Origin of the sequence: Mesorhizobium sp. L-8-3 (assembly GCF_016756615.1) — a bacterium.
Taxonomy (GTDB): Bacteria; Pseudomonadota; Alphaproteobacteria; order Rhizobiales; family Rhizobiaceae.
This window is the reverse complement of record NZ_AP023262.1, coordinates 1,696,251-1,721,680: the sequence shown is the minus strand read 5'-3', so window position 1 is coordinate 1,721,680 and position 25,430 is coordinate 1,696,251. Positions and strand designations below refer to the sequence as shown.

Here is a 25,430-nt window from a genome sequence, read left to right as displayed (position 1 = left end):
GAATGAGCGAACTCACCGACGAGCAGAGGCGTGATTTCGAGGCGGCCGCCTTCCGCACGCTGGTCGCGCATCTGCGCAATCGCGCCGACGTCCAGAACATCGACCTGATGAACCTCGCCGGCTTCTGCCGCAACTGCCTGTCGAACTGGTATCGCGACGCCGCCAACGCGGCCGGCCTCGACATGAGCAAGGAGGAATCGCGCGAGATCATCTACGGCATGCCCTATGCCGAATGGCAGGCGCGCCACCAGACGGAAGCCTCCGACGCCAAGAAGACGGCCTTCGAGGCCAACCGGCCGAAGGACCATTAGACCCGACGTTCTGTCTACGACGACGGCAGCCGGTCACGCGGCCTGCGATTCGAAGGCCGGATTGGCCTTGACCAGCGCGACCTTGAGCTTTTCGAGCGCACGGTTCTCGATCTGGCGAACACGCTCCTTGGAGATTCCCAGCGTCTCGCCGAGCGCCTCCAGCGTGGCGCCCTCGTCGCACAGGCGCCGCTCGCGGATGATCTTGAGCTCGCGCGGATTGAGCACGCAGAGCGCGCTGTTCAGCCAATCGCTGCGGCGCTCGTCGTCGATGGCGTCGCCGACGATCTCGTCCGGAAGCGGCTCATCCGAGATGAGGAAGTCGAGACGGTCCGAAGCGCCGCTGCCCTCTTCGGCGATCGGGGCGTTGAGCGAGGCGTCGGGACCGGACAGCCTGGAATCCATCAGCGCGACATCCGCCTCGGGCACGCCGAGCGCAAGCGAGATCTCCCGATAGGCTGCCGCGCTCGACAGCGGGTCGGATCCTTGCGCCAGGCGCGCGCGCAACCGCCTCAAATTGAAGAACAGGGCCTTCTGCGCCGAACTCGTGCCGCCGCGAACGATCGACCAGTTACGCAGTATGTAATCCTGGATGGAGGCGCGGATCCACCATGTGGCATAGGTGGAAAAGCGCACCTCGCGCTCCGGCTCGAAACGTGCCGCAGCCTCCAGAAGACCGACATGACCTTCCTGGATGAGATCGCCCATCGACAGCCCGAAATTCCGGAATCGCGCCGCCATCGAGATGACGAGCCGCATATGGGCGGTGGTGATGCGGTGGAGCGCTTCCTGGTCGTGATCCTTGCGCCAGCGGATAGCCAGCGCCAGTTCTTCATCGCGCTCCAGATAGGGCGCCTTCATCGCCGCCCGGATCATCGTCCGTCTCGCCGACTCGTCCGTCATCATGCGCTCCACAAGATGGCCGTTCACGAATCCCGGTCCGCAACGGACCGTGATAGGCATAGGGTGCGTCGAGCGGCTAAACTCCGGCCCGCCGTCCAGAACCATCAACGTACCGGATGAGGAAATGTTCCATGATCAGCGTCGACCGGACCGATCTCGCCTTCCAGCTTTTCGACGTGGTCAGGGCAGAGGAACTCGCTGCCGCGGCGCGCTTCGCCGACTATGACCGCGCGGCGATCGAGGCCGCGCTCGATACCGCCGAGCGCATCGCATTCGACCATTTCCTGCCCCACGCCGCCGCCCTCGACGAGAACGAGCCGCGCTTCGTCGACGGAAAGGTGGTCATGGACGGGCGCGTCGGCGAAGCGCTCGCCGCCTACCGCGAGGCGGGCTTCTTCGGTGCGGGCTTCGACCATGAATGGGGCGGCGCGCAGATGCCCGAAACCGTGCGCAGCGCCTGCGCCTTCATCTTCTCCATGGCCAATGTCGGCACCGCCGGCTACCCGTTCCTCACCGTCGGCGCGGCCAATCTGATCGCCGCCTTCGGCACCGCGGAGCAGAAGGAGCGGTTCCTGAGGCCAATGGTCGAAGGCCGGTTCTTCGGCACCATGTGCCTTTCGGAGCCGCAGGCGGGCTCGTCGCTCTCCGACATCACCACCCGCGCCGAACGGCAGGCCGACGGAAGCTGGCGGCTGACCGGACGCAAGATGTGGATCTCGGGCGGAGACCAGGAGATCTCCGAGAACATCGTCCACATGGTGCTCGCCAGGATCCCCGGCAGCCTGCCCGGGGTGAAAGGCATCTCGCTGTTCATCGTGCCGAAATATCTGGTCGCCGACGACGGCAGCCGGGGACCTCGCAACGGGGTCGCGCTGGCCGGCCTCAACCACAAGATGGGTTATCGCGGCACGACCAACACGCTGCTCAACTTCGGAGAGGGCACGCCCTGCACCGGCTATCTGGTCGGCGAGGAGAACAAGGGGCTCGCCTACATGTTCCAGATGATGAACGAGGCCCGCATCGGCGTCGGCCTCGGTGCGACGGCACTCGGCGCAGCCGGCTACCGCGCATCGCTCGCTTATGCCCGGGAACGGCCGCAGGGCCGCCACCCCGACGGCAAGGACGCCGCCAGCCCGCAAATCGCCATCATCGAGCATGCCGACATCAGGCGCCTGCTGCTCGCCCAGAAGGCGGCGGTCGAAGGCGCGTTCGCGCTCCTTCTCCAGGCGGCCCTGCTTGTCGACACGATCCGCACCGAAACCGACGAGACGAAGCGCCGCGAGACAGAGCTGCTGCTCGACCTGTTGACGCCGATCGCGAAGTCCTGGCCATCGGAGTTCTGCCTCGAAGCCAACAAGCACGCGATCCAGGTGCTCGGCGGCTACGGCTACACCCGCGACTATCCCGTCGAGCGGCTCTATCGGGACAACCGCCTCAACCCGATCCATGAAGGCACGCACGGCATCCAGGGCATGGATCTGCTCGGCCGCAAGGTGGTGCAGGCGGGCGGCGACGGCATGCGCGTCTTTGCCGCCCGCGTCATGTCCGATGTGGCCGCGGCGAATGCGACCGATGCCTTGCGCGCCCATGCGGCGGATCTCGCCGCGCACCTCTCGGAGACCGTGGCGACGACGGGCAAGCTCGCCGCCGCACTGGCCGAGAACCCGCGACTGGCGCTGGCCAACGCCACCGCCTATCTCGACATGACGGGTCACGTCGCGATCGCCTGGATGTGGCTCAGGCAGGCGGTGACGGCATCGCGCAAGCTCGCAGCCGGCGAAGGAGACGCGGATTTCCTGCAGGGCAAGCTCGCCGCCTGCCGCTACTTCTTCACCTACGAGCTGCCGAAGGCGCGTACCCAGCGGGCCCTGCTCGACAGCCTCGACGATACGACGCTGTCGATGCGGCCGGCCTGGTTCTAGCCTCTGCTGGTCCGCTTGGACACGCAAGGGACGCCCTGTAGCATCAAGGTCCGGAGATCGAGAATCCACTGTGTTGCGATTTTCGACGGGAACGACACGCAAGCAGAGAGACCATGCGAATCCGCAAGGCAGATTTCCTGCTCGACATGCGCCGGACCTTCCGCGCGCCGCCGTCGCTGGTGTTCGAGACCTTCACCCGCGCGGAGCTGCTGCGCCGGTGGATGTGCCCGCATGGCTACACTGTCCGGACGGCCCATGCGGATGCCCGGATCGGCGGTGGCTTCCGGATCGAGATGCAGTCACCCGAGGGGGTGGGCTACGAGGTGGCAGGCCGCTACCTCGAGATGCGTGCGCCCGAGCTTCTTGTCCTCAGCTGTATCTGGGAGAAAGGCCACGGCATGGCCGGCATCGAGACTATCGTCCGGGTCGAGCTTTCCGCGCAAGGCAGCGACACGCTGAAGGTGATGACCCATTCCGGACTGCTCGGCGAGCACGAGCGCGCCGATCACGAACAGGGCTGGAGCGGCGCTTTCGACAATCTGGCGGGGCTGCTCGCCCGGCTCGGCGGCCCAGGCAGCGGCACGTCTGCGTAGGTACCAGCTTTCGGAAGACATGCTTCAAAGAAAAACCCGGCGCGACGGCCGGGCTCTTCGGTATCGTGACGGAATGCCGGCTCAGGCCGCCTCTTCCTGCTCGGCCTCTTCGTTGTCGGCCTTGGCTCCGCGCTTCGGCCCCTTGGCCAGATTGGCCTCGATGAGGCGCACGGCTTCGGTCTCCGACATCTTGTTCACGGCAGCGATCTCACGCGCCATGCGGTCGAGAGCCGCCTCGTAGAGCTGGCGCTCGGAATAGGACTGCTCGGGCTGGTTCTCGGCGCGGTAGAGGTCGCGCACCACTTCCGAGATCGATATCAGATCGCCGGAATTGATCTTGGCGTCATATTCCTGGGCGCGGCGCGACCACATGGTGCGCTTCACGCGGGCGCGGCCCTGCACGACCTTCAGCGCGCGATCGACATAGTCGGTCTCGGACAGCTTGCGCATGCCGATCGACGTGGCCTTGGCCACCGGCACCTTGAGACGCATCTTGTCCTTCTGGAAGTCGATGACGAAGAGTTCCAGCTTGTGGCCCGCGACCTCCTGTTCATCGATCGATACGATCTGGCCGACGCCATGCGCCGGATACACGATGAACTCGCCGGTCTTGAATCCGTGACGCGTCGCCGCTGTCTTCTTCTGGGGGGTTGCCATACGCCCTGCACTCCTTTGCGCTGCCGGCGGAATCGCCGGCCAGACTTGACATGGCCGCCGACATGGCGGGCCTTAGATTGCCGCACAACAGGTCTCACATCCGGAATAAGCCGAGCCGCGGCACAGGTACAAATCATACCCGCCTGGCCCAGTTCGCCTGGTCCGGAGTGTGTGCATCACCTTTCAATGATTTGAGGCGTTCGCCATCAATCGACGTTGTGTCACCGGCATGTTTTTTACGGATAGCACAAAAAGTCGACAGAATCAACAATTTGCTGCACACGCGAAGAATCGGCCGTTGTCAATGCGGCTGAGCAAGGTGACAATTCGGACGAAATTGATCAAGCCGGTTACAATTTCCGGGCGAAGATCAGTCCCCTTCGCCGGGCTCGGGAGAGAAGAATTTCTCGAACTTGCCCTCGATACCGTCGAACTCCTTGGCGTCGGCCGGCGGCTCCTTCTTGGAGGTGATGTTCGGCCAGGCCTCGGAATACTGGGCATTGATCTTGAGCCAGTCGTCGAGCCCGGGCTCGGTGTCCGGCTTGATCGCGTCGGCCGGGCATTCGGGTTCGCACACGCCGCAGTCGATGCACTCGTCCGGATGGATGACGAGCATGTTTTCGCCTTCGTAGAAACAGTCGACCGGACACACCTCTATGCAGTCCATATATTTGCATTTGATGCAGTTGTCGGTGACGACATAGGTCATGGAGGCGGCTCCGGGAGGTCCCGTATTCTACTGGTTGCGTTCGTGAGGTAGACCCTTTGACGGACCATGGCAAGGGCGGCCATTGCGCGCAGTCGCGCCCGCGAGGAACCGATTTTCGGGCCAGCCCGGACGGGCGCATTTTCCGCCTGCGGCGTATCGCCTGGAGGACGGTTCAAACGACACGCAACTGCAGGTTCCTGATCAGCGCATGCCCTTTTCCCGAGACCGCTGCACGCTTTGGGGGGCATGCCTGGTATCTACTCGCCGGAGCGGAAGCGGTCGGTCTCGCGACGTTCCTTCTTGGTGGGTCGGCCGCTGCCCGCATCGCGCAAGGGCGGCAGCGCGTCGGGCAGGGCTGCATCGCGCGGCGCCGGCGGCGGCGTCAGGTCTTCATAGAGGGTGCGCGCCTCCTCGGCCGGCCCGCGGCGGACGCCGCCGGCGAGCACCTTCAGCACGAGAATGCGCCGGTCGAGCGTGATCGTAAGAACATCGCCCGGCCTGACCGGATGCGCCGCCTGCTCGGCCTTGTCACGGTTGACCCGGACGCGGCCCGACTGGACCAGCTTGGCTGCGAGCGATCGCGATTTCACGACGCGCGCGAAGAACAGCCATTTGTCGAGCCGCTGCCGCCCGCCGTCCATCTATTTCTTGAGCTGGTCGCGCAGGGCGGCGAGCTTGGCGAAGGGCGAATCCGGGTCGAAGCGCGGGGCGCGCTCCTCGCGCGGCCGCGGCTGGAAGCGTTGCTTCTGCCCCTCGCCGCCCTTGCGCTGGTCGCGATCCCGGTCGCGCCGCTGGTCGCGATTCCTGTCGCTTCGCTGGTCGCCGCTCCTGTCGCTTCGCTCCGGTCGATCGCCCCCGTCGGGCCCGTTGCCGGGCTTGCCGGCGAACTTCTTCTCGAAGCGCTGCTTGCCGCCCGGTCCGCCGTCGCTCGTACGCTCATGGCGCTCGCCGGGCGCGCTGTGACGCGGCCCGCCATGGCGCTGACCCTCCTTGCCGCGCGGGTGATGGCGGTGGCGCGGGCGCTGCTCGAATCGCGCCTGGCGCCAGAGCATGATCGGCTTCGCCTCCTCCGCGGCGGCTTCGGTGGTCGCGGTGGCCTCGTCGGCCTTGCCCCCGTCGCCGGCAGCCGCCACACCGGCTTCAGCCTGCGCAGCGGGCTCGTCGGCCGCCTGGGAACCGCCGGCAGCCGAGGCCGGGGCGATCTCGGCTTCGGTCGTTACGACTTCCGCAACGGGCGCTTCCGCAGCGGCCTGCGGCTCGACAGACATAGCTTCCGCGGCTTGCCCGCTTTCCTCGGCGGAAGACGTGTCGGCAGCAGCAGAGACGTCCTCAGGGGCCTCGGCCTCACCTGAGACGGCCGCGTCTACGGTCTCGTCTACGGCCCTCTCGGTGACTTCCGCTTCAACCGCCTCGGTCTGAGCCGGGGCGGCTTCCGCTGCTGCCGCTGCAGCAGCCTGGGCCGCAGCCTTGGCAAGGGCTGCCGCCTTCGCTGCCTCGTCGATCTCGGCGAGCCTCGCCTTCACCTCGGCCGCGGGTTTCGGTTCGCCGCGATAGCCAAGACCCTTCAGGATCTCCTCCATGTCGTCGGCGGTGGCGCCGAGGATCGACATCATGGGCGGGGTTACGAGGAAAGCGTTGCCGTCCCAGGCGCCGTCGGGACGGGCCCCGATGCCGGCCCGCCAGGCGAGCGCCGGACGGATCAGGTCCGCTAGCCTTTCCAATATGTCGACGCGCACGGCGCGACGGCCGAGGATGCGGAAGCCGGCAAGCTTGTAGAAAGCCCGATCGAAACTCTGGTTGACCACGACGGAGGTGCGACCCGCGGCCAGGGCATGGACGATGTCGCCGAAGCCTGCCTTGTCCTTGCCGTCGTTCTTCAGCGCCCAGAGCAGCGTCACCAGGCTGGCCGGGCCGGGCTTGAGCAGCGCCGGCGCAAAGACGTGGTAGGCGCCGAAGCGAACGCCAAGCTTGCGCAGCGCGGCGCGGCCGTCCTGGTCCAGCGACTTCACGTCTTCCGCGATATCGCGGCGGTTGATCAGGCCGAGTTCCTCGACCAGGCGGAAGGCGATGCCCTTGCCGATGCCAGGGATGTGTTCGGCGCCCTTCAGGTCGATCAGCGGCTTCAGCAGCGTGTCGATCTGGTAGTTGACGAAACGATCGGCCCGCGCCGCGACCTTGTCGCGCGCGGGGCCGGTGAGTTGATCGTCGGCCAGGAGGATGACGCGCGGCCGCAACGGATCCTCGCCGGCCACCAGCGTGCCGATCGGCGCGCCGATCCATCGCAATATGCCGTCCGAGGCAAGCGCGATGTCGCCGTTCGGCGCGATCGCGAACTTTTCCGCGCGCGCCTCGAACTCCGTGGCGAGCGCCTTCTGCGCGGCGGCGCGCACGGCCTTGGCATCCTCGCCGCCGGCGCTCTGGTCGGCGGTGAAGCGGAATCCCTGCAGTTCGCCGACGTGATGACCCTCCACGGTCACCGTCCCGGCAGGGCTGATCTCTGCTTCCAACATGCTATTCTCTCTCAGGCGCCTCATGAGCACGGATGTCCTGCGGTCTACGAAGCGTTTCGTCAACCGGTCATGCAGGGCATCCGACAATCTGTCCTCGATCTCGCGCGTTTTTTCCTGCCAGTGTGCCGGATCGGCCAGCCAGCCAGGCCGATTGGAGACAAAAGTCCAGGTCCTGATCTGGGCAATCCGGTGGGACAGGGCGTCGATGTCGCCGTCGGTGGAGTCTGCGCGGCGCACCTGCTCGGCCATGTAGTTCTCGTCGACATGGCCGGTGCGGACGAGGTCGAGATAGATCGAGCCGATGAGGTCGGCATGCTGCGCAGGCGCGATCTTGCGATAGTCCGGCAGGGCGCAGGCTTCCCACAACAGCGCCACCCTGGCGGTGCCGTGCGCCAGGTCGCGGATCTCGGGATCGCGCGACAATTGGTCGAGCGCCTGCTGGTCGACGGCCGGCAGCGCGCGCGTCAGTCCCTCGACCGGCGCCGTCGTCTCGATCGAGCGCTTCAGGGCATCGAGGCTCGCATAATCGAAGACTGCCGTGCGCCACTGCAGCACCTTCACCGGATCGAAATTGTGGCTCTCGATCTTCTCCACCAGTTCGTCGCCGAGCGGATCGACCTGGCCGGTGACGCCGAAGGTGCCGTCGCGCAGATGGCGGCCCGCGCGGCCGGCGATCTGGCCGAGCTCGGCTGCACTCAGGTCGCGATACTGATAGCCGTCGAACTTGCGGTTCTGGGCGAAGGCGACGTGGTCGAGATCGAGATTGAGCCCCATGCCGATCGCATCGGTTGCCACCAGATAGTCGACATCGCCATTCTGGTAGAGGGCGACCTGGGCGTTGCGGGTGCGCGGCGACAAGGCGCCGAGCACCACGGCCGCACCGCCGCGCTGACGGCGGATCAGCTCGGCGATCGCATAGACCTCGTCGGCGGAGAAGGCGACGATCGCCGAGCGGCGCGGCAGGCGCGTCAGCTTCTTCGAACCGGCATAGGCCAGATGCGACAGCCGCGGCCGCGTGACCAGCGACACGCCCTTGAGCAGGCGCTCCAGTATGCCGCGCATGGTGGCAGCGCCGAGCAGCAGGGTCTCCTGGCGGCCGCGCAGATGCAGGATGCGATCGGTGAAGATGTGGCCGCGCTCGAGATCGCCGGCGAGCTGCACCTCGTCGATGGCGACGAAGGCCGCATCCGTTTCGCGCGGCATCGCCTCGACCGTGCAGACGGAATAGCGCGCGCCAGCCGGCACGATCTTCTCCTCGCCGGTGATCAGGGCGACCTTGTTCGCGCCGACCTTCTCGCAGACCCGGCCATAGACCTCGCGCGCCAGGAGCCTCAGCGGCAGGCCGATCAGGCCGCTCTCATGGGCGACCATACGTTCGATGGCGAGATGGGTCTTGCCCGTATTGGTCGGCCCGAGCACGGCAGTGACGTCACGGCCCGACAGCACGAGCGGAGCATTCGGTTTCGGCTGGATGTTCATGAAGCTTCTTCGGGCCTTTCGGCTGGAGCCCCCCGCGTGTCCATCTGGACGCACACGGGCGCTCTCTACTTTGAATCTACGCGTCGCGCTTGCCGGAAATCGAGCACGATTTTCGAGCCGATGCGGTAGAGGCGAGGATCCCCGATCCGCTGCGCAAAGGCAGGCCGCCTTGGATGGGCAGACATATAGGAACTGAAGCCGGCTGCAACAGGCAAAATCGTCGGATTTTCTGCCGCCTCACGCCGGAGACCCGGCCCGCCGCGACGCCGATCGATACAACACAGATTAAGCTTTGGAACGAGTCTGGAACGAATCAGCGACGAATCGCTGACTCCGGAAGATTCATCTTTTGTTCACGGCTAGATGTGGCCCCTGGACGAGGGATTCCAACCAGATGCTGAATCCGTCGTTCCGGATTTCCGACGCTTCATGAAGAACGCCATGGCACCCGTTAACTTTTGCGGCCGGCGGCCGGCGCATCCGATCACTCCATCGGGCAAGATTATGAAATTCTTCACTTTTCCTAAGCAGAGCCTAACCGGAGCGACGCCACGGGCGCGCTCTCGCGTTAACGATCGGGCCAAAGCCGGAACGAATCAGCGACGAATCGCTGATCGCGCGGCGTTCCCTGTCTGTTCACCGCTAGATGTTGTGGCCGGGCGCTGCCGATGACCGATTGCGGCAGCCATGCGGCCGATGTTTGTTTCCGTCGCGCTGGCTGGCGTTAACCGGCTTGCCCCGTTTCGGGACAGCTCGGCCGCCGGGTTATCAAAAAGCCTATGACTTGCCGATAGGGAAGCTTTTGCCATCTTGCGTTGCGCTTCACGCGGGAGTTGGGTTGTCATGTTCGACAAGACACTTGGTACGAGGAGGGATCTACCATGTCGAAGAAACTTGTCGCCGAATTCCTCGGCACGTTCTGGCTGGTCTTCGGCGGCTGCGGCAGCGCCGTGCTGGCAGCCGCATTTCCGGATCTGGGCATCGGCCTGCTCGGCGTGGCGCTGGCCTTCGGCCTGACCGTGCTGACCGGCGCATACGCCTTCGGCGGCATCTCCGGCGGCCATTTCAACCCCGCCGTCTCGGTCGGCCTGATGGTCGCCGGCCGCTTCCCGGCGAAAGACCTCATTCCCTATGTGATCGTCCAGCTGATCGGCGCCATCGTGGCGGCGGCGGTGCTTTATGTCATCGTCACCGGAAAGGCCGACTTCACCACCATCGGCGGCTTCGCCGCCAACGGCTATGGCGAACACTCGCCGGGCGGCTATTCGCTCGCATCGGCTCTGGTCATCGAGGTCGTGCTTACCTTCATGTTCCTCATGATCATCCTGGGGGCCACCCACGGCCGCGTGCCGACAGGATTCGCCCCGATCGCCATCGGCCTCGCGCTGACCCTGATCCACCTGATCTCGATCCCGGTCACCAACACCTCGGTCAATCCCGCCCGCTCGACCAGCCAGGCGCTGTTCGTCGGCGGCTGGGCCCTGCAGCAGCTCTGGCTGTTCTGGGTCGCGCCAATCGTCGGCGCCGCGATTGCCGGTATCGTGCACAAGGCAGCACTCGGGGACGACTGATGAAGCCCGAAGCGCGGCGGCGCGATGGTCGATGAAAAAGGCGCGCGTCCTGTAAAGAACTGGATTTTTGCAGGACGAGGCCGGTTTTCGGGCTTCACGCCATCGGCGTCGGGCCAGAGCCCGTCTGGGCATGATCGGATCGCGGACGGTGCAGCAGAAAGGCTTCGCTGGCGAGAGCAGGCCGCAAGACCTCGACAGTGAAATGATGTGTCGGAAAATCGCTGAACCCGGCGCCGCGGTCAACCGCGAACGCCGGGGGTCATCGAGAATTGATCGAGGCTGCCTGGATGCGCCAGCGTCCAGGCCCGCCGGTCAGGCGAAATACCGGTCAGGCGAAATACTGGTCAGGCGAAATACTGGCCGCCATTGGCGGTGATCGTCGATCCCGTGACGAAGCCGGCGTCGTCGGAGGCCAGGAAAACCACGCAGCGCGCGATCTCGGCCGCTTCGCCCAACCGCCCTACCGGAATCTGGGCGATGATCGATTCGCGCACCTTCTCCGGCACCGCCATCACCATGTCGGTGGCGATGTATCCCGGGCAGACGGCATTGACCGTGATGCCGACGCGCGCCCCTTCCTGGGCGAGCGCCTTCGTGAAGCCGAGATCGCCGGCTTTGGAGGCGGAATAATTCGCCTGGCCGAACTGCCCCTTCTGGCCGTTGATCGAGGAAATGGTGACGATGCGGCCGAACTTGCGCTCCCGCATGCCGTTCCACAAGGGATGCGTCATGTTGAAGACGCCGTTCAGATTGGTGCCGATCACCTCGTTCCACTGCTCGCGCGTCATCTTGTGGAAAGGCGCGTCGCGGGTGATGCCGGCATTGTTGACGAGGATGTCGATCGGGCCGAGATCGGCTTCGACCTTGGCGATGCCGGCCGCGCAGGCGTCGTAGTCGGCCACCGACCATTTGTAGACCGGAATGCCGGTCTCGGCCTTGAACTTCTGGGCCGCCTCATCGTTGCCGGCATAATTGGCGGCGACCTTGTAGCCGGCGTCCCTGAGGGCGATGGAGATGGCCGCGCCGATGCCGCGCGAGCCGCCGGTGACGATTGCCGTTCTTGCCATGGTTCCTCCTCCCAGGAAGCAAAGTTCAATGGCGGAATAGTGAATGGCGAATGGGCGTCACGCAAGTATCAGGAGAAGCCGATCGACCTTCCCTAACGTAAGCCCATTCACCATTTCTCGATTCACCGGGTCAGAGTGCTTCGACGCACATCGCCACGCCCATGCCGCCGCCGATGCACAGCGTGGCGAGGCCCTTCTTCGCGCCCCGGCGCTTCATCTCATGGACGAGCGTGTTGAAGATGCGGGCGCCGGACGCGCCGATCGGATGCCCGATGGCGATGGCGCCGCCGTTGACGTTGACGATGTCGGGGTTCCAGCCGAGCCCCTTGTTGACGGCGCAGGCCTGGGCCGCGAAGGCTTCGTTCGCCTCGACGAGATCGAGATCGCCGACCGACCAGCCGGCCTTCTCCAGCGCCTTCCTGGAAGCCGGGATCGGGCCGGTTCCCATGACCTGCGGGTCGACGCCGGCGGTCGCCCAGGAGACGATGCGCGCCAGCGGGGCGATGCCGCGGCGGGCTGCCTCGGCCTCGGTCATCAGCAGCGCGGCTGCGGCGCCGTCATTGAGACCGGAGGCGTTGGCGGCGGTCACGGTGCCGTCCTTGTCGAAGGCGGGCCTGAGCTTCTGCATTGCGTCGAGGGTCGCGCCGTGGCGGATATACTCGTCCTGGTCGACGATGGTATCGCCCTTCCTGCCCTTGACGGTGACGGCGACGATCTCGTCCTTGAACCGGCCGGCCTTCTGCGCGGCCTCGGCCTTGTTTTGCGAGGCCAGCGCGAAGGCATCCTGGTCGTCGCGGGTGATCTGGAACTGCCGGGCAACGTTCTCGGCCGTGTTGCCCATATGATAGCCGTTGAAGGCATCCCACAGGCCATCCTTGATCATGGTGTCGATCAGCTTCAGGTCGCCCATCTTGGTGCCGGCGCGAAGATGCTGGCAGTGCGGGGAGAGCGACATGGATTCCTGGCCGCCGGCAATGATGACCCTGGCGTCGCCGGTCGCGATCTGCTGCATGCCAAGCGCGATCGCGCGCAGGCCCGAGCCGCAGACCTGATTGACGCCCCAGGCGGACGCCTCCTTGGGAATGCCGGCGCCGATGGCGGCCTGTCGCGCCGGGTTCTGGCCCTGGCCAGCCGTGAGTACCTGGCCGAGGATCACTTCGTCGACTTCGCTGGCGTCGACGCCGGCGCGGCCGAGCACTTCCTTGACCACGACCACGCCGAGTTCATGAGCGGGCGTGTTGGCGAAGGAGCCATTGAAGGAGCCGACCGGGGTGCGGGCAGCGCTGGCCACCACGATTGCATTGGACGCGGACATGTTCATCTCCAGACTTGAATGCCAGACTTGAATGAAGGCGGGGCGACGGTCTCTTCATCCTGTTTCTTGCCCTTTCCCGAACCCGAGTCAAACCGGAAATCGGCGGCGAGCCCGCGATGCCCGGCCATGCTGCACCTTTGCTGCGCTCATGCTGCACTCATGCTGCGCAGCATTTTTCGGGCCGCGCTGCGGCATAGCGGTTCCGCAGCGCACAAACCGCTTGGAATTGCATGCTCTTTGCGCATATCCTGATCGGAAAAGGTGATCGCAGCCGCGGCTTGCGAAAGCATCGCCGCTTCCGGGAGGATGGAAATGCCCGCCAAAGACGAACCGGTTGTCATCAAGAAATACGCGAACCGGCGCCTCTACAATACGGGCACGAGCACCTATGTGACGCTCGAGGACCTCGCCGAGATGGTCAAGAGGGGCGAGGACTTCACGGTCCAGGACGCCAAGACGGGCGAGGACATCACCCACCCGGTGCTGACGCAGATCATCTTCGAGCTGGAGAACAAGGACGGCCAGAACATGCTGCCGATCCCGTTCCTGCGGCAGCTCATCGCCTTCTACGGCGACCAGATGCAGATGATCGTGCCGAGCTTCCTCGAGCAGTCGATGATCGCCTTCGCGAAGGAGCAGGAACGCCTGCGCGAGCAGATGAAGTCGGCGTTCGGCAAGAGCCCGATCGACGTCATGAAGCTGACGCCGATGAAGGCGATCGAGGAGCAGACGCGGCGCAACATCGAGATGTTCCAGAACGCCATGCGTATGTTCACGCCATTCCCGCCCGCGGGTGTGCCGGGCGGCGCGGCGCCGGCCGAGGCGCCGAAGAAGGACGCGCCCGAAAAGGCGAACGAACTCCAGGAACTCAAGGAGCAGATCGCCGCCATGCAGCGCAAGATCGATTCGATGGGGTGAGAAGTGGTCCGCGTAGCGGACGAAAAGCCAATTGCTTGGCTTTTCGAGCTTCGAACGCCCTGAGCGAGAGCGAAGGGCCGGGCCGCCGGGCGAGCGAACGCCGGGGCGCTGCGAAGCAGCGGGGACCCGGCAGGGGCGCGGTTCGCGTAGCGGAACGCTGCCTTCGTGTTGGAAAGACGGCGCTGCCCCTCATCCGCCTGCCGGCACCTTCTCCCCGCAAGCGGGGAGAAGACCGATGGCTTCGACGGCTTCGCCAACCGCCAAGGGTGCAGAATGAGAACTGTCGCTGCGGCATGCTGTCATCTCCCCGCTTGCGGGGAGAAGGTGCCGGCAGGCGGATGAGGGGCCGGCGCCGGGGTTCCCGAACGCGGAGGCGCTCGCAGCCCAGACCGCCGATTACTTCGACTTCTTCGCCCGCTCGATCGCCTCGACGATCATCTTCCTGGCATAGGCGGCGTCGTGCCAGCCGCCGATCTTGACCCACTTGCCGGGTTCCAGATCCTTGTAGTGCTCGAAGAAATGCTGCACCTGCTCGCGGGTGATCTCGGGCAGTTGGGTGTATTCGACGACGTTCTCGTAGCGCCGGGTCAGATGCGGCGAGGGCACAGCGATGACTTTTTCGTCCTCGCCGGCATTGTCTTCCATGATTAGCACGCCGATCGGCCGGACATTGATGACGCAGCCCGGCATAAGAGCGCGCGTGTTGCACACGAGGACGTCGATCGGATCGCCGTCGCCCGACAAAGTGTGCGGCACGAAGCCGTAATTGCCGGGATAGCGCATCGGGGTGTAGAGGAAGCGATCGACGATCAGCGTGCCGGCTTCCTTGTCCATCTCGTATTTGATCGGCTCGCCGCCGACCGGAACCTCGATGATGACGTTGATATCTTCCGGCGGATTCTTGCCGGCACTGATCGCATCGATGCGCATGGCTATGTCCCTCGTTTCGGGCGGACCGATAGCGTCCCGAGCGCCATTGTGCAATGCACGAAAATCGGCAGCCGGCGTTGCTATTCGTGAAGGGCGTTCGAGGCGACAAGACGCCGCATCCGTCGGCCGGATCCGGCAGCAGTTTTCAATCCCAGACGAAAGCGACCTTGCGCAGCGCCTTGTGGTCGAAGACCTCGACGCCCTCGGCCACGTCGCGTCCGCCGGCGCCGGCATAGAAATCGAGCGCGCCGACATTCTCCTCGAGCGCCCAGACCACGAGGCCTCGAAGCCCGTGATCGCGCAGCCTCTGGCGGGCCGCGCCGAATAGACGGGTGCCCAGCCCGATGCCCTGATATTCGGGCTTCAGATAGAGCTCGTAGATCTCGCCCTCCTGCCTGAGCTCGCGGGCGCGGTTTCGACCGATCGTGGCATAACCGGCGATCTCGCCGCCGATCTCCAGGACCAGAACCGACGCGGCGCGGCGTATCGCATTCGCCCACCAGTCGCGGCCGCGGCGATTGATCATGGCGTTCAGCGCGCGGTGCGGGATGATCCCGGCATAGGCGCCGCGCCATGCCTCATGATGCACATCGGCGATCGCGGACGCGTCGCCTGGCTCTGCCTTTCGGATATCGATCGAGAGCGTGGTCATAACCCTTTAACCATAGCTGCTTCGCCCGCCGCTGCGCAAGCGATCGATATGGCTCCTCCTGCCGATACACCCTCCTGCAAAATCATGCGGCGCATCCGACGCGTTCCAAAGGTGAAGACCCGAATTGGGCTTCAGGGAAATGGGCCGCAAAGCAGCGCGGTGCGGAAGCCTCTGCCCGCGCCGGACAACGCCACGCCGCCACTTGGGCCGCAGGAGCAGAAATATTCGACTGCCAAAGACATCGACGGCGCCGGCTTTCTTATGAGCGCTTTTCAAAAGTCCCAACTCTATGATTCAATAGAGAAAAGTTAGGATTGATTCGGCTATGTCTCGTCGTAACTTGGCGCAACCTTCACTCGCCGATGCATTGGTGCGTGACGTGAGCAGGGGTAACAAGTTTCTGGAAGAAGTGCAGAAGTTGATCGATTGGTCGGCTTTCGAGGTGCTGTTCCGGGAAATCCATAACGATGCTCTGGGGGCGCCCGGCTACCCGCCGATAGCAATGTTCAAGATTGCGCTCTTGCAGCAATGGTACGGCCTGTCCGATCCGGCGGCGGAAGAAGCGGTGGCCGACCGGCTGTCGTTCCGCCGCTTCTGTGGGTTTCCGCTCGATCAAAAGACACCGGACCACATGTCGATCTGGCGCTTCCGCCAGAGGCTGGTCGAACTGGCGCTTCAAGATAAGCTGCTTGCCGAATTGAACCGGCAGTTGGAAGGGCGCGGTCTTCTGGTAAGGCGCGGCACGCTGGTTGACGCCACCATCATCTCGGCGGCGGTGGCCAGGCCCGACTACGAGAAGGGCCAGGTGTCGGCGCGCGATCCGGATGCAGGCTTCACGCACAAGCACGGCAAGACCTATTTCGGCTACAAGGCCCATCTCGCCGGCGACGCGGAGAGCGGGCTGATACGCCAGGCGGAGATGAGCTCGGCCGATCTGCATGACAGCCAGATGGGCGCTGTGCTCATTCAAGGTGACGAAGAGGCCTATTACGCCGACAAGGCCTATGACAGTCAGGCGCTGCGCGACGAACTGGCGGATCGAGGCATCAAGGACCGGATTGCCTACAAGGCCAAGCGGGGCAAGCAGCAGCCGAATTGGCAGAAGTGGATGAACAAGGTCGCCGCCAGCGTGCGGGCCGGCATCGAGCGGACCAACGCGACGATGAAGAACTGGTACGGCATGGCCCGGGTTCGCTATCTCGGCCTGGCGCGCAACCACTGCCATCTGCAGCTTGTCGCCTGCGCGATAAATGCCAAACGGGCGCTCGTTCTCGTCAAGGCCGGCACGGCCTGAGGGGAAGGCTGCGTCCAAAATCAGGAAATCGAGGGCAAAATCGGGAGCAAGTGAGCAGAAACTGAGCCGATAGGCTGGAGAAAGTTGCGCGGATCGGCGGCGACGGGCCGCTGATGCCCGCCACATACGGGCGAAGAACGTCTAAGGGCGGGACGCCCCAACTTTAGAAAAGCACTCCTTATCTATTGTCGTGCGCCAGGCTCCGGCAATTGTCCAACAAGACATCCGAGGGGGTATCCATGAAAACGTGGCAGGACGTTCTGAACAAGACGAAGGAGCGCCGCAAGCTGGGAGATGACGAATCCGCGAACAAACTATCCGGCGTCACCACAAATATACTCTTCTCTCTCGCAAATGACAGCAAGGTACAAGAGCTGTCCAATACACTGAAGAATACGAAAGAACTGAGCCAGACGACGATCTCCGTCGGCATCACGAAGATACATGACTTTCCCTATGCGGTCATCTGCAAGAAAGGGTCCACGGACCAATTTGCCGATATCATCGCACAGGCGCTCGTTCGTGTCATCGGTCCCATCATCGTCATCGAGACCATCACGAACAATCAAACGGGACTCCACGCCGAAATGGCGATCCTGAGACATTTTTCCCAGCTCGGGATCAGCAAATACAATATGGAAGACCGCGTCTTCATCATGTGCATCGGCAAGCCCGTATGCAAGGATTGCGCGGGCTACATGAATTCACAGTCGATCGGTCACTGCAGCCTCGTTTCGGACGGATCGATGGGGCTCATACAGTTCTCATGCGGCAGCGTGTCGACCATGGGTGGCGGACAGTGGGAACACCCCTTCACCGGCTCGGTCTATATCGGGGGAAACAACATAAACTCCTATCAGAACAAGAAGATGTCCCAATCGCTCAACCAGTTCAAGACGTCGTTCACCGTCTGACGTCGCGTTTCCTGGGTTCTGAAGCATGTCTCCCGAAAGTGTGCCGCGGTTTCGGGATAAAGACATGCGCAAGGTCAGGTATCTACAGAGTGTCGCGTTAATCCTTTTTCGCGCGGCATGCTGTAGACTGGATCGGCACGGAGGCATGGTTCAGAGCTCGACGACGTGATCGTCGAGCTCGTTGAAGTCCGCCTCGCCGACGGGAAAATGCTGCGCCAGGAGCGAGCCGACGCTCCCGACCGCTGCGACGAAACCGTTGGCGAGATCGCCGCGCCGGGCATGGTCGAGGAGCATCGCGACTACATCGTTCCAGGCGACCTGGTCGACCCGCCGGTTGATGCCGGCGTCGGCCACGACCTCGGCATAGTGTTCGGCGAGCGACACGAAAAGCAGCACGCCGGTGAGTGCCGTGGTGATGTGCACATTGCGGGCGAAGAACTGCTTGAGCGCGTTCTCGTGGGCGCGCCGGAACTGCAGCCGCTTCGGCACAAGCCGGATACGCAGGGCGGGAAAGAACCAGAGCACGACCAGCGCGCAGGCGATGGCGAGCAGTTGCGCAAGCGCCAGCGTCGCCGGCCTGACGTCGAACCACCAATGGTGCAGCGCCAGCGACACGAAGAGGCTGAGCGTGACGATGGCGACCGTCACGAAGAAGGCCGCGGGGAACAGATAGCTGTCGCTCGCCCGCGCCACCACGCAGTAGATCTCGCCTGATGTCCGCGCCTCCGCCTCCCGCACCGCGGCAGCGATCAGGGCATGTTCCTTCTGCGTCATCGATCGCGTCGTCATCGCCTACCAGCTCCCGGACGCGCCGCCGCCGCCGGACGACCCGCCGCCGCCCGAAAATCCACCCCCGCCGGAGGACCAGCCCCCCGATGAGCTTCCCGACGACCAGCCTCCTCCCCCGGAGTAGCCGCCGCCGGAGCCGCCGCGCTGGTTGTAGTCGAAGTCCATGCCGAGCCAGCGATAGCGACCCGGGCCGATCTTGCGGCCGAACATCGGCGGCAGGAAGGCCATGGCCAGGCCGCCGAAAAACAGCGTGGCCCAGATGGCGATGAAGATGAGGACCGGCAGGTCGACGAAATCCGGGCCGGTCGCCTGGTTGCGTTCGGCACGGGCCTGAAGTTCCGCTCCGTTGCCTTCGAGCACCATGATGATGTCGTCGACGGCGCCGGAGATCCCGCCCGGGAAGTCGCCGGCCCTGAAGGCCGGCACCATGGTGTTCTCGATGATCAGCTTCGAATGCAGGTCCGTGAGCGTGCCTTCCAGTCCGTAGCCGACTTCGATGCGCATCTTGCGGTCGTCGCGCGCAACGAGCAGCAGGATGCCGTTGTCCTCGCCGGCCTGGCCCAGCTTCCAGGCACGGAACAGGCGGTTGGCATAGGGCTCTATCGCTTCGCCGCCTGTGGTCGGCACGGTTGCGACGACGATCTGGTCGGATGACTTCGTTTCGAAATCCGCGAGCTTCCGGGTCAGCGCTTCCGATGTCGCCGCATCGATCAGGCCGGCATCGTCGACCACCCGGCCTGTGAGAGCGGGCAGATCGTCGGCGATGGCGGCGAACGGCAGGAAAAGCAGCAGGAGAATGGCGCAGGCGATGCCCGCCGTTTCCGCGGACAACCCCTCTAAGCAGACATTCCTTGGCAAGCCAACGAATGGTCTGCTTAGGCCTTTGCTTTGTCGCAGATTCTTGTCGGAAAACCGTGGGACACTTTTCCGGAATCTGCTTAGTCGCCGGCGAAGACAGGCTTGCCGTGGGAGGGAGGAAGCAGCCGGCATCAAGAATCCCTGCGCTCGCGAAGGATGCTGAAGCGCGCCCTCAGCCGCCCTGCTTTGTGCCGAAATCGACCTTCGGCGCCTGAAGCTTGTCCTCGGCGACAGTGAAGTTCTCGAACGGCTCGTTGTTGGTGAACCAGAGGATCGCCCAGACGATCGACGGGAAGGTCTTCAGTGTCAGATTATATTCCCGCACGGCGTCTATATAGTCGCGGCGGGCGACCGCTATGCGGTTCTCTGTGCCTTCGAGCTGTGCCTGCAGGCCGAGGAAATTCTGGTTCGCCTTGAGATCGGGATAGTTCTCGACCACGGCGAGCAGCCGAGACAGGGCACCGGTGAGCCCGGCCTGGTTCTCCTGGAACGCCTTGAAAGCGTCAGGGTCGGACAATGTGGCCGGCGTGACGGTCACCTGCGTGGCCTTGGCTCGGGCCGCGACAACCGCATCCAGCGTGTCCTTCTCATGGGCGGCATAGCCCTTCACGGTCTCGACCAGGTTGGGGATCAGGTCGGCACGACGCTGATACTGGTTGAGCACCTCGCTCCAGGCGGCCTTGGCCTTTTCCTCGGCGGTCGGAATGGTGTTGTAGCCGCAGCCCGACAGCAAAGGCAGCAACAGAAGCAGCACGGCCGGCAGCAAGGCGACGGGCCGTGAAGCGGATCGAGCAAACATGGAGAACCCCTCGTGTCGTGACCGTCTGCGCCGCGACGATAGCCAGAATCTCGCGATATGGGAACATCCCGGCCGCCGCAACCTTCGGACGAGAAGATGGCGGCTCGATCATCGGGACTGTGACAGGCCCGTCGAACGCGCTAGATTGCATGGGTGTCCTGCGACGCAGCGAAGAGGGATGGATCGCGCATGGCCGACGACCGCGAGCGGCTGGCCGAATCCCGGCAGATTCTCGATCGTGTCGAACGCGAGGCCGATGCGTCCGGACTGCTGGGCGGCGCAGCGCGCCGGACGGGCGCCCGTCTGGCCGCACAGGACGCCGACCAGGAGGACCGTATCGAGCTCTGGGGAACACGCATCGGGCGCGTGCTCGGGCTTGTCATCACGCTCGGCCTGTTTGTATGGCTGGTTCTTTATCTCTTGCGCGGATGAGCAGCGAATGAGCGAAGAGCAAGCCGACGCGCCGCGGGCCGTCATCGTCATCTCCAGCCATGTCGCGCGCGGCTCGGTCGGCAACCGGGCGGCCGTCTTCGCGCTGGAGACTCTGGGCTTCCCGGTCTGGGCCGTGCCGACCGTCATCCTGCCCTGGCATCCCGGCCATGGGCGCGCGACCCGGATCGTGCCCGAGCCCGAACAATTCGCCGCGCTGATGAAGGATCTGGAACGCGCGCCCTGGCTCGGCGAAGTGGCGGCCGTGCTTTCGGGCTATCTGGGCGACCCAGAGCAGGCCGGGGCGGTCGCCTCGCTGGTCCGAACCGTCAAGGCCAGGAATCCGCAGGCGCTCTATGTCTGCGACCCCGTGATGGGCGATCTCGGCGGGCTCTATGTTCCCGAAGCCACGGCCGTAGCGCTGCGCGACGAGCTGATGCCGCTGGCCGATGTCGCGACCCCCAATCGCTACGAGCTGGAATGGATGACCGGGACGAAGCTCCCCGACCTGCGCTCGGTGATCGCCGCCGCCCTGCATGCCGGTCCGCGCATGGTTCTGGTCACCTCGGCGCCATCGCTGATGTCGGGCGGCACCGGCAACCTGCTGCTCACATCCAGCGAAGCGCTACTGGCCGAGCATCGCAGCATCGATCGTCCGCCCAACGGTCTCGGCGACCTCACGGGAGCCGTGTTCCTGGCGCGCCTCCTGCGGGGCTCGCCGGCGGGCAAGGCTTTGCAGTCGACGACCGCGGCCGTGTTCGAGATCCTGGCGCGCACGGCAAAACGCGGCGCCGACGAGCTCACACTCGAAACGGACGCCCAGAGCCTGTCGCATCCCATGGCCATGGTGCACCTGCGGCATCTTACCCACCCCAGCAGGGACCGGCGCGCTTGAGCGATCGGATCGCCGCCGGGGTCGACGGGTGCAAGGCCGGTTGGATCGCCGTCGTGCGAGAGCCGGGACGCGCAGCCTATGCTTGTGTCGTCGGCAGCTTCGAGGCCCTGATCGCGATGCTTCCCGGCGATGCCGCGATCGCCGTCGATATGCCGATCGGCCTGCCGGGCCCGAGACGCTTGTTCGGCGATTCCTCGGCGAGCGCCAGTCGAGCGTGTTCTCGATCCCCTCGCGGGCGGCCGTCTATGCCGCGGACGAGGGATTCACGACGGTCGAGCGCTGGTACGAGACGCATCGTCTGGCCAGCCGTGTCGCGCGTGAGACCTCCGAACCGCCGTGCGGCGTGTCGATCCAGGCCTTCGGCATCTTCTCCAAGATCCGCGAACTCGACCGCCTGCTGCTGGCCCGGCAGGAGCTGCGCGGCCGCATCATCGAATCCCATCCGGAGGCCGCCTTCTGGCGGTTGAACGGCGGCGAGGCCATGGCGCTGCCGAAGAAGATCAAGGGCCGGATCAACCCGCCAGGGATGGAGGAGCGCAAAGCGCTGCTGGCGCGCAGCGGTCACGATCGCACCTTCCTCGACCGACCGCCGCCGCGCGGCGCTGGCGAGGACGACCTGCTCGACGCCGCCGCGGTGATGCTGGTGGCCGAGCGCTTCATCCGCGGCGAGGCTGTGAGCTTTCCCGACCCACCCGGGAACGATCGCCTCGGCAACCCGATAGCGATATGGACCTGACCCAATGGACCTGACGCTGACGGCGCGAGATCCGGCTTCCGGCGACATCGTGGCCGGTGGTTTTTCCGTCCGCGATCGATTAGATGATCGATCGCGAAACGAAAGGATCACCTCCATGAAAGCGCGCGTGAAATGGGTCGAGGACCGGACCTTCGTCGGTGAATCCGGCACCGGCCACAAGCTCGTGTTCGGAACCGCGCATGGAGAGGGCGGACCGAAGCCCGGCCCGAGCCCGATGGAGCTTGTGCTGATCGGCACCGGCGGCTGCTCCGCCTTCGACGTCGTCCACATCCTGGAAAAGGGACGCGAGGCGGTCGAGGACTGCGTGGTCGAGCTGGATGCCGACCGCGCCGAGACCGACCCGAAGGTCTTCACCCGCATCCACATGCATTTCGTGGTCAAGGGCCGCAACCTGTCGGAGGCCAAGGTGAAGCGTGCGATCGACCTGTCGGTCGAAAAATACTGCTCGGCATCGGCGATGATGGCCAAGACCGCCACGCTCACCCATGATTTCGAGGTCGTCGACACGGCTGCGGCGAGTTGATCTCGCGCGACCCACGCCGTGCCATGCGTAATTGCGCATTGATCGTCGGAACCGATTGCCGGTAGGAAAGGTCCATGTCACACCTGCCCGACCACCTGCTCACCGGCTATCGAAACTTCATGCGCGGACGATACGTCGCCGAAAGCGGCCGATATCGTTCGCTCGCCCGCGAAGGCCAGTCGCCCGAGACGATGGTGATCGCCTGCTGCGATTCCCGCGCGGCACCCGAGGCGATCTTCGACGCCGGGCCGGGCGAACTGTTCGTGGTCCGCAATGTCGCCAATCTGGTGCCGCCCTATTCGCCCGACGGCGAGTTCCATTCGACTTCGGCCGCGCTCGAATTCGCCGTGCAGAGCCTCAAGGTCCGCAACATCGTGGTCATGGGGCACGGCCGCTGCGGTGGCATCCGCGCCGCTCTCAATACGGAAGCGGCGCCGCTTTCGCCCGGCGACTTCATCGGCAAGTGGATGAGCCTCGTCGCCCCGGCGGCCGAGACCGTATCGGGCAACGCGCTGATGACGCCGGGCGAGCGCCAGACGGCGCTGGAGCGCATTTCGATCCGCTATTCCATCGCCAATCTCAAGACCTTCCCTTGCGTAAAGATCCTCGAGACCAAGGGGAAACTCACGATCAGCGGAGCCTGGTTCGACATTTCGACCGGCGAGTTGTGGGTGATGAACCGCGATAGCGGAGATTTCGAACGGCCCGACTTCGACTGATCGACGTCTCGATCTACAGCGGGTCGCGTGAAAGGATTCACGCGACCCGCTGTAGGTACTTGATTTTGCGCATGTCTTTATCCCGCAACCGCGGCACACTTTCGGGAGACATGCTTTAAGCCTTGGGCTGGCCCATCGCCGGCTCCGGAAGCCGGCTCCAGGCCAGCCATGACAGGACCGCGATCAACCCCATGGCCGGGATCACCATCGCCATTGCCGTCACCGGCTCGGCGATCAGGGCACAGACCATGCCGCCGACCAGCCCGCCGCCCATCTGGAAGAATCCGTTCATCGACGCTGCCGCTCCGGCCATGTGCGGGAAGGGCGCCAATGCCGCCGTCGTCATGGCCGGCATGATGAAGGCAATGCCGAAGGCGAGGAACCCTACAGGTCCCATGACCAGCAGGAAGGTTGGTTCGTGGAGATGCAGACCAGCCACCAGGGCCGCGTCGCCGATCACCACCATGCCGAGCCCGACCGGCACGAGCCGGAAGGCGCTGACGGTGGACAGCAGTTGGCGCACGGCGAGCGAGCCGATCAGGAACATGCCCGACTGCATCAGCATGCCCAGGCCGAACTGGGTCGGTGTCAGGCCGACCCGGTCCATCAATATGAAAGGCAGCACCGTCGCCTGCGTATAGATCGCGCCTACGGAACCCGCGGTGATCAGGCTCGCCAGCACGAAATAGGGCGAGGTCAGCAGGCTGCGGTAGGATTTCGCCAGGGCCTTGGGCCGGATGCGCGACAGGTCGCGCTGGACGGTCTCGACCATGCGCAGGTGGATGATGAGCATCATGATGACCGCTGCCGCGAACATCACGAGGAAGATCGCGTGCCAGCCGGCGATCTCCATGGTGATGCCGCCGAGCGTCGGTGACACAGCCGGGCCGATGCCCAGGATCAGGCCGATCAGGTTCATGATCCGCGCCGAACTCTCACGCGTGAAGAGGTCGCGCACCATGGCGCGGGAAATAGCGATGCCGACCGCGGCGCCGACGCCTTGCAGGAAGCGTGCCGCGATCAGGAGCTCGATGTCAGGGGCAAGAAGCGCGAGCAGCGAGGCGACGAGATAGATGCCGAGGAAGGCAAAGGTCACCGGCTTGCGGCCGAAACCGTCCGACAGGGGTCCGCAGACGAGCTGGGCGATGGCGAAGCCGGCGAAATAAAGCGACAGCGTCATCTTCACCGCCGCTTCCGTCGTACCGAAGGCGTGCACCAGCTCAGGCATCGCCGGCGTGAACAGCGCCATGGAAACCGGGCCGATGGCGGCCAGCATGGCGCCCAGCAGGCCGACGCGGCGCTCGCTCATCAAAGGCGCCAGCGGCGCGGAGAGCTGCATGTTCATGCGGCCGCACTTTCCCTGCGCGCACCTTCCAGCCGCGCTTCGGTAAGGTTGGCGCGCACGATCTTCAGCGTGTCCAGGAAACGCTGCCAGTCGGCCTGCGCGACGCCCTTCGAGGCATCCGCCCGCATCCCGGCGGCAATGGGCTGGATTCGGGCCAGCATGTCCTGGCCGGACTCGGTGACGTGGACCTGCTTGGCACGCCGGTCGGCAGGGTCTGGTTGTCGTTCGATCAGGCCATGGGCTTCCAGGCGGTCCAGCGCCGTGCTCAGCGTCATCGCCTCCACGCCCATTCGCTCGGCAAGCACGGTCTGGCGCACCGCGCCTGCGCGCGCCGCATGCGACAGGGTTCGGCCCTCGCCCGGCGTCAGGCCGAGCCCGGCCTCTCCGATGCGCCGGTCGAGCTCGGCGCGAACGAGGCGCTGCACGTCGGTGACGAGGAAACCGAAACTGTCGGGGTCGATGCGCTGCGGCATTTTACTAAGCCTTACTTATTATAAGTTCTACTTATTGTCTAAACTCAAAACCGTCAAGGCGATTGCGCGACGCCGTCGGCGCTCCTAAATGGTTGCGAAGC

25 protein-coding genes and 1 pseudogene are annotated in these 25,430 nt (G+C 64.7%); 12 read left to right on the top strand and 14 right to left on the bottom strand.

The genetic code is table 11. The features are described 5' to 3' along the window. Positions 1–2 precede the first annotated feature (2 nt). Positions 3–311, top strand: a complete 309-nt coding sequence (locus JN302_RS08045; protein ID WP_202311077.1) for a DUF1244 domain-containing protein — start codon at positions 3–5, stop codon at positions 309–311. 33 nt (positions 312–344) lie between these two features. Here the strand turns inward: JN302_RS08045 and JN302_RS08040 are convergent, their stop codons facing one another. Next, entirely contained in the window at positions 345–1,211 is an 867-nt protein-coding gene (locus JN302_RS08040; RefSeq protein ID WP_202314599.1) for an RNA polymerase factor sigma-32, read from the bottom strand. A gap of 131 nt (positions 1,212–1,342) precedes the next feature. Here JN302_RS08040 and JN302_RS08035 point away from each other — a divergent pair, with 131 nt between their 5' ends. After that, complete coding sequence (locus JN302_RS08035) at positions 1,343–3,133, top strand: acyl-CoA dehydrogenase (protein WP_202332525.1); 1,791 nt, start codon at positions 1,343–1,345, stop codon at positions 3,131–3,133. Between the two features lie 113 nt (positions 3,134–3,246). Next, positions 3,247–3,726: an SRPBCC family protein gene (locus tag JN302_RS08030; RefSeq protein WP_202332524.1), complete on the top strand. Its 480-nt coding sequence runs from the start codon at positions 3,247–3,249 to the stop codon at positions 3,724–3,726. 81 nt (positions 3,727–3,807) lie between these two features. On the opposite strand, the gene JN302_RS08025 is transcribed toward JN302_RS08030, so the two are convergent. The 4 genes from JN302_RS08025 to JN302_RS08010 form a co-directional block, all read right to left on the bottom strand. After that, positions 3,808–4,383 carry a CarD family transcriptional regulator gene (locus JN302_RS08025; RefSeq protein WP_202311071.1) on the bottom strand — a complete coding sequence of 192 codons (576 nt, stop codon included), beginning with the start codon at positions 4,381–4,383 and terminating at the stop codon, positions 3,808–3,810. Positions 4,384–4,753: 370 nt separating this feature from the next. Continuing rightward, a complete protein-coding gene (gene fdxA / locus JN302_RS08020; RefSeq protein WP_202311069.1) occupies positions 4,754–5,092 on the bottom strand; it encodes a ferredoxin FdxA in 339 nt (112 codons plus the stop codon). Between the two features lie 257 nt (positions 5,093–5,349). After that, positions 5,350–5,733, bottom strand: coding sequence for an RNA-binding S4 domain-containing protein (locus JN302_RS08015; protein ID WP_202332523.1), 384 nt, complete (start codon positions 5,731–5,733; stop codon positions 5,350–5,352). Beyond that, a complete protein-coding gene (locus JN302_RS08010) occupies positions 5,734–9,081 on the bottom strand; it encodes a helicase-related protein (RefSeq protein ID WP_202332522.1) in 3,348 nt (1,115 codons plus the stop codon). A gap of 881 nt (positions 9,082–9,962) precedes the next feature. On the opposite strand from JN302_RS08010, the gene aqpZ reads away from it, so the two are divergent. Beyond that, positions 9,963–10,652, top strand: coding sequence for an aquaporin Z (gene aqpZ, locus JN302_RS08005; protein ID WP_202311066.1), 690 nt, complete (start codon positions 9,963–9,965; stop codon positions 10,650–10,652). Between the two features lie 344 nt (positions 10,653–10,996). Here aqpZ and phbB read toward each other — a convergent pair whose 3' ends face one another. Then, positions 10,997–11,719, bottom strand: a complete 723-nt coding sequence (phbB, locus tag JN302_RS08000) for a beta-ketoacyl-ACP reductase (RefSeq protein ID WP_202311065.1) — start codon at positions 11,717–11,719, stop codon at positions 10,997–10,999. A gap of 130 nt (positions 11,720–11,849) precedes the next feature. Next, positions 11,850–13,034 carry an acetyl-CoA C-acetyltransferase gene (locus JN302_RS07995; protein WP_202332521.1) on the bottom strand — a complete coding sequence of 395 codons (1,185 nt, stop codon included), beginning with the start codon at positions 13,032–13,034 and terminating at the stop codon, positions 11,850–11,852. A 312-nt stretch (positions 13,035–13,346) separates the two neighbouring features. On the opposite strand from JN302_RS07995, the gene phaR reads away from it, so the two are divergent. Then, positions 13,347–13,952, top strand: coding sequence for a polyhydroxyalkanoate synthesis repressor PhaR (gene phaR, locus JN302_RS07990; RefSeq protein ID WP_202311063.1), 606 nt, complete (start codon positions 13,347–13,349; stop codon positions 13,950–13,952). A 396-nt stretch (positions 13,953–14,348) separates the two neighbouring features. On the opposite strand, the gene ppa is transcribed toward phaR, so the two are convergent. Both ppa and JN302_RS07980 read right to left on the bottom strand, forming a co-directional pair. Further along, positions 14,349–14,882 carry an inorganic diphosphatase gene (gene ppa, locus JN302_RS07985; RefSeq protein WP_202311062.1) on the bottom strand — a complete coding sequence of 178 codons (534 nt, stop codon included), beginning with the start codon at positions 14,880–14,882 and terminating at the stop codon, positions 14,349–14,351. A 145-nt stretch (positions 14,883–15,027) separates the two neighbouring features. After that, positions 15,028–15,534 (bottom strand): GNAT family N-acetyltransferase, encoded by a 507-nt coding sequence (locus JN302_RS07980; RefSeq protein ID WP_202311060.1) that lies wholly within the window; start codon positions 15,532–15,534, stop codon positions 15,028–15,030. A 325-nt stretch (positions 15,535–15,859) separates the two neighbouring features. On the opposite strand from JN302_RS07980, the gene JN302_RS07975 reads away from it, so the two are divergent. Together JN302_RS07975 and JN302_RS07970 are read left to right on the top strand one after the other, a co-directional pair. Next, on the top strand, positions 15,860–16,828 hold the full coding sequence (locus tag JN302_RS07975; protein ID WP_202328731.1) for an IS5 family transposase: 969 nt from the start codon (positions 15,860–15,862) through the stop codon (positions 16,826–16,828). Positions 16,829–17,067: 239 nt separating this feature from the next. After that, positions 17,068–17,742 (top strand): hypothetical protein, encoded by a 675-nt coding sequence (locus JN302_RS07970; RefSeq protein ID WP_202311058.1) that lies wholly within the window; start codon positions 17,068–17,070, stop codon positions 17,740–17,742. Positions 17,743–17,892: 150 nt separating this feature from the next. Here the strand turns inward: JN302_RS07970 and JN302_RS07965 are convergent, their stop codons facing one another. The 3 genes from JN302_RS07965 to JN302_RS07955 form a co-directional block, all read right to left on the bottom strand. Then, the gene (locus JN302_RS07965) at positions 17,893–18,531 is read right to left on the bottom strand and encodes a TPM domain-containing protein (protein ID WP_202332520.1); all 639 of its coding nucleotides are present in this window, start codon (positions 18,529–18,531) and stop codon (positions 17,893–17,895) included. A gap of 3 nt (positions 18,532–18,534) precedes the next feature. Further along, positions 18,535–19,362, bottom strand: coding sequence for a TPM domain-containing protein (locus tag JN302_RS07960; protein ID WP_244743067.1), 828 nt, complete (start codon positions 19,360–19,362; stop codon positions 18,535–18,537). Between the two features lie 199 nt (positions 19,363–19,561). Then, a complete protein-coding gene (locus JN302_RS07955; protein WP_202311054.1) occupies positions 19,562–20,188 on the bottom strand; it encodes a LemA family protein in 627 nt (208 codons plus the stop codon). Positions 20,189–20,377: 189 nt separating this feature from the next. Here JN302_RS07955 and JN302_RS07950 point away from each other — a divergent pair, with 189 nt between their 5' ends. The 5 genes and pseudogenes from JN302_RS07950 to JN302_RS07930 all read left to right on the top strand — a co-directional run bounded on the left by JN302_RS07950 (position 20,378) and on the right by JN302_RS07930 (position 23,511). Further along, the gene (locus JN302_RS07950) at positions 20,378–20,620 is read left to right on the top strand and encodes a hypothetical protein (protein WP_202311053.1); all 243 of its coding nucleotides are present in this window, start codon (positions 20,378–20,380) and stop codon (positions 20,618–20,620) included. Positions 20,621–20,627: 7 nt separating this feature from the next. Next, positions 20,628–21,512 carry a pyridoxal kinase PdxY gene (gene pdxY, locus JN302_RS07945; protein WP_202311052.1) on the top strand — a complete coding sequence of 295 codons (885 nt, stop codon included), beginning with the start codon at positions 20,628–20,630 and terminating at the stop codon, positions 21,510–21,512. Between the two features lie 53 nt (positions 21,513–21,565). Continuing rightward, positions 21,566–22,146 (top strand): annotated as a pseudogene (locus JN302_RS07940) (DUF429 domain-containing protein); the annotation flags it as partial. Positions 22,147–22,363: 217 nt separating this feature from the next. Then, the gene (locus JN302_RS07935; protein ID WP_202332518.1) at positions 22,364–22,792 is read left to right on the top strand and encodes an OsmC family protein; all 429 of its coding nucleotides are present in this window, start codon (positions 22,364–22,366) and stop codon (positions 22,790–22,792) included. A 74-nt stretch (positions 22,793–22,866) separates the two neighbouring features. Continuing rightward, positions 22,867–23,511 carry a carbonic anhydrase gene (locus JN302_RS07930; RefSeq protein ID WP_202332517.1) on the top strand — a complete coding sequence of 215 codons (645 nt, stop codon included), beginning with the start codon at positions 22,867–22,869 and terminating at the stop codon, positions 23,509–23,511. Between the two features lie 115 nt (positions 23,512–23,626). Here JN302_RS07930 and JN302_RS07925 read toward each other — a convergent pair whose 3' ends face one another. Together JN302_RS07925 and JN302_RS07920 are read right to left on the bottom strand one after the other, a co-directional pair. Then, on the bottom strand, positions 23,627–24,856 hold the full coding sequence (locus tag JN302_RS07925) for a multidrug effflux MFS transporter (protein ID WP_202332516.1): 1,230 nt from the start codon (positions 24,854–24,856) through the stop codon (positions 23,627–23,629). Next, positions 24,853–25,329 carry a MarR family winged helix-turn-helix transcriptional regulator gene (locus tag JN302_RS07920; RefSeq protein ID WP_202311046.1) on the bottom strand — a complete coding sequence of 159 codons (477 nt, stop codon included), beginning with the start codon at positions 25,327–25,329 and terminating at the stop codon, positions 24,853–24,855. Before JN302_RS07920 ends, JN302_RS07925 begins: the two co-directional genes overlap by 4 nt. Positions 25,330–25,430: the final 101 nt, after the last annotated feature.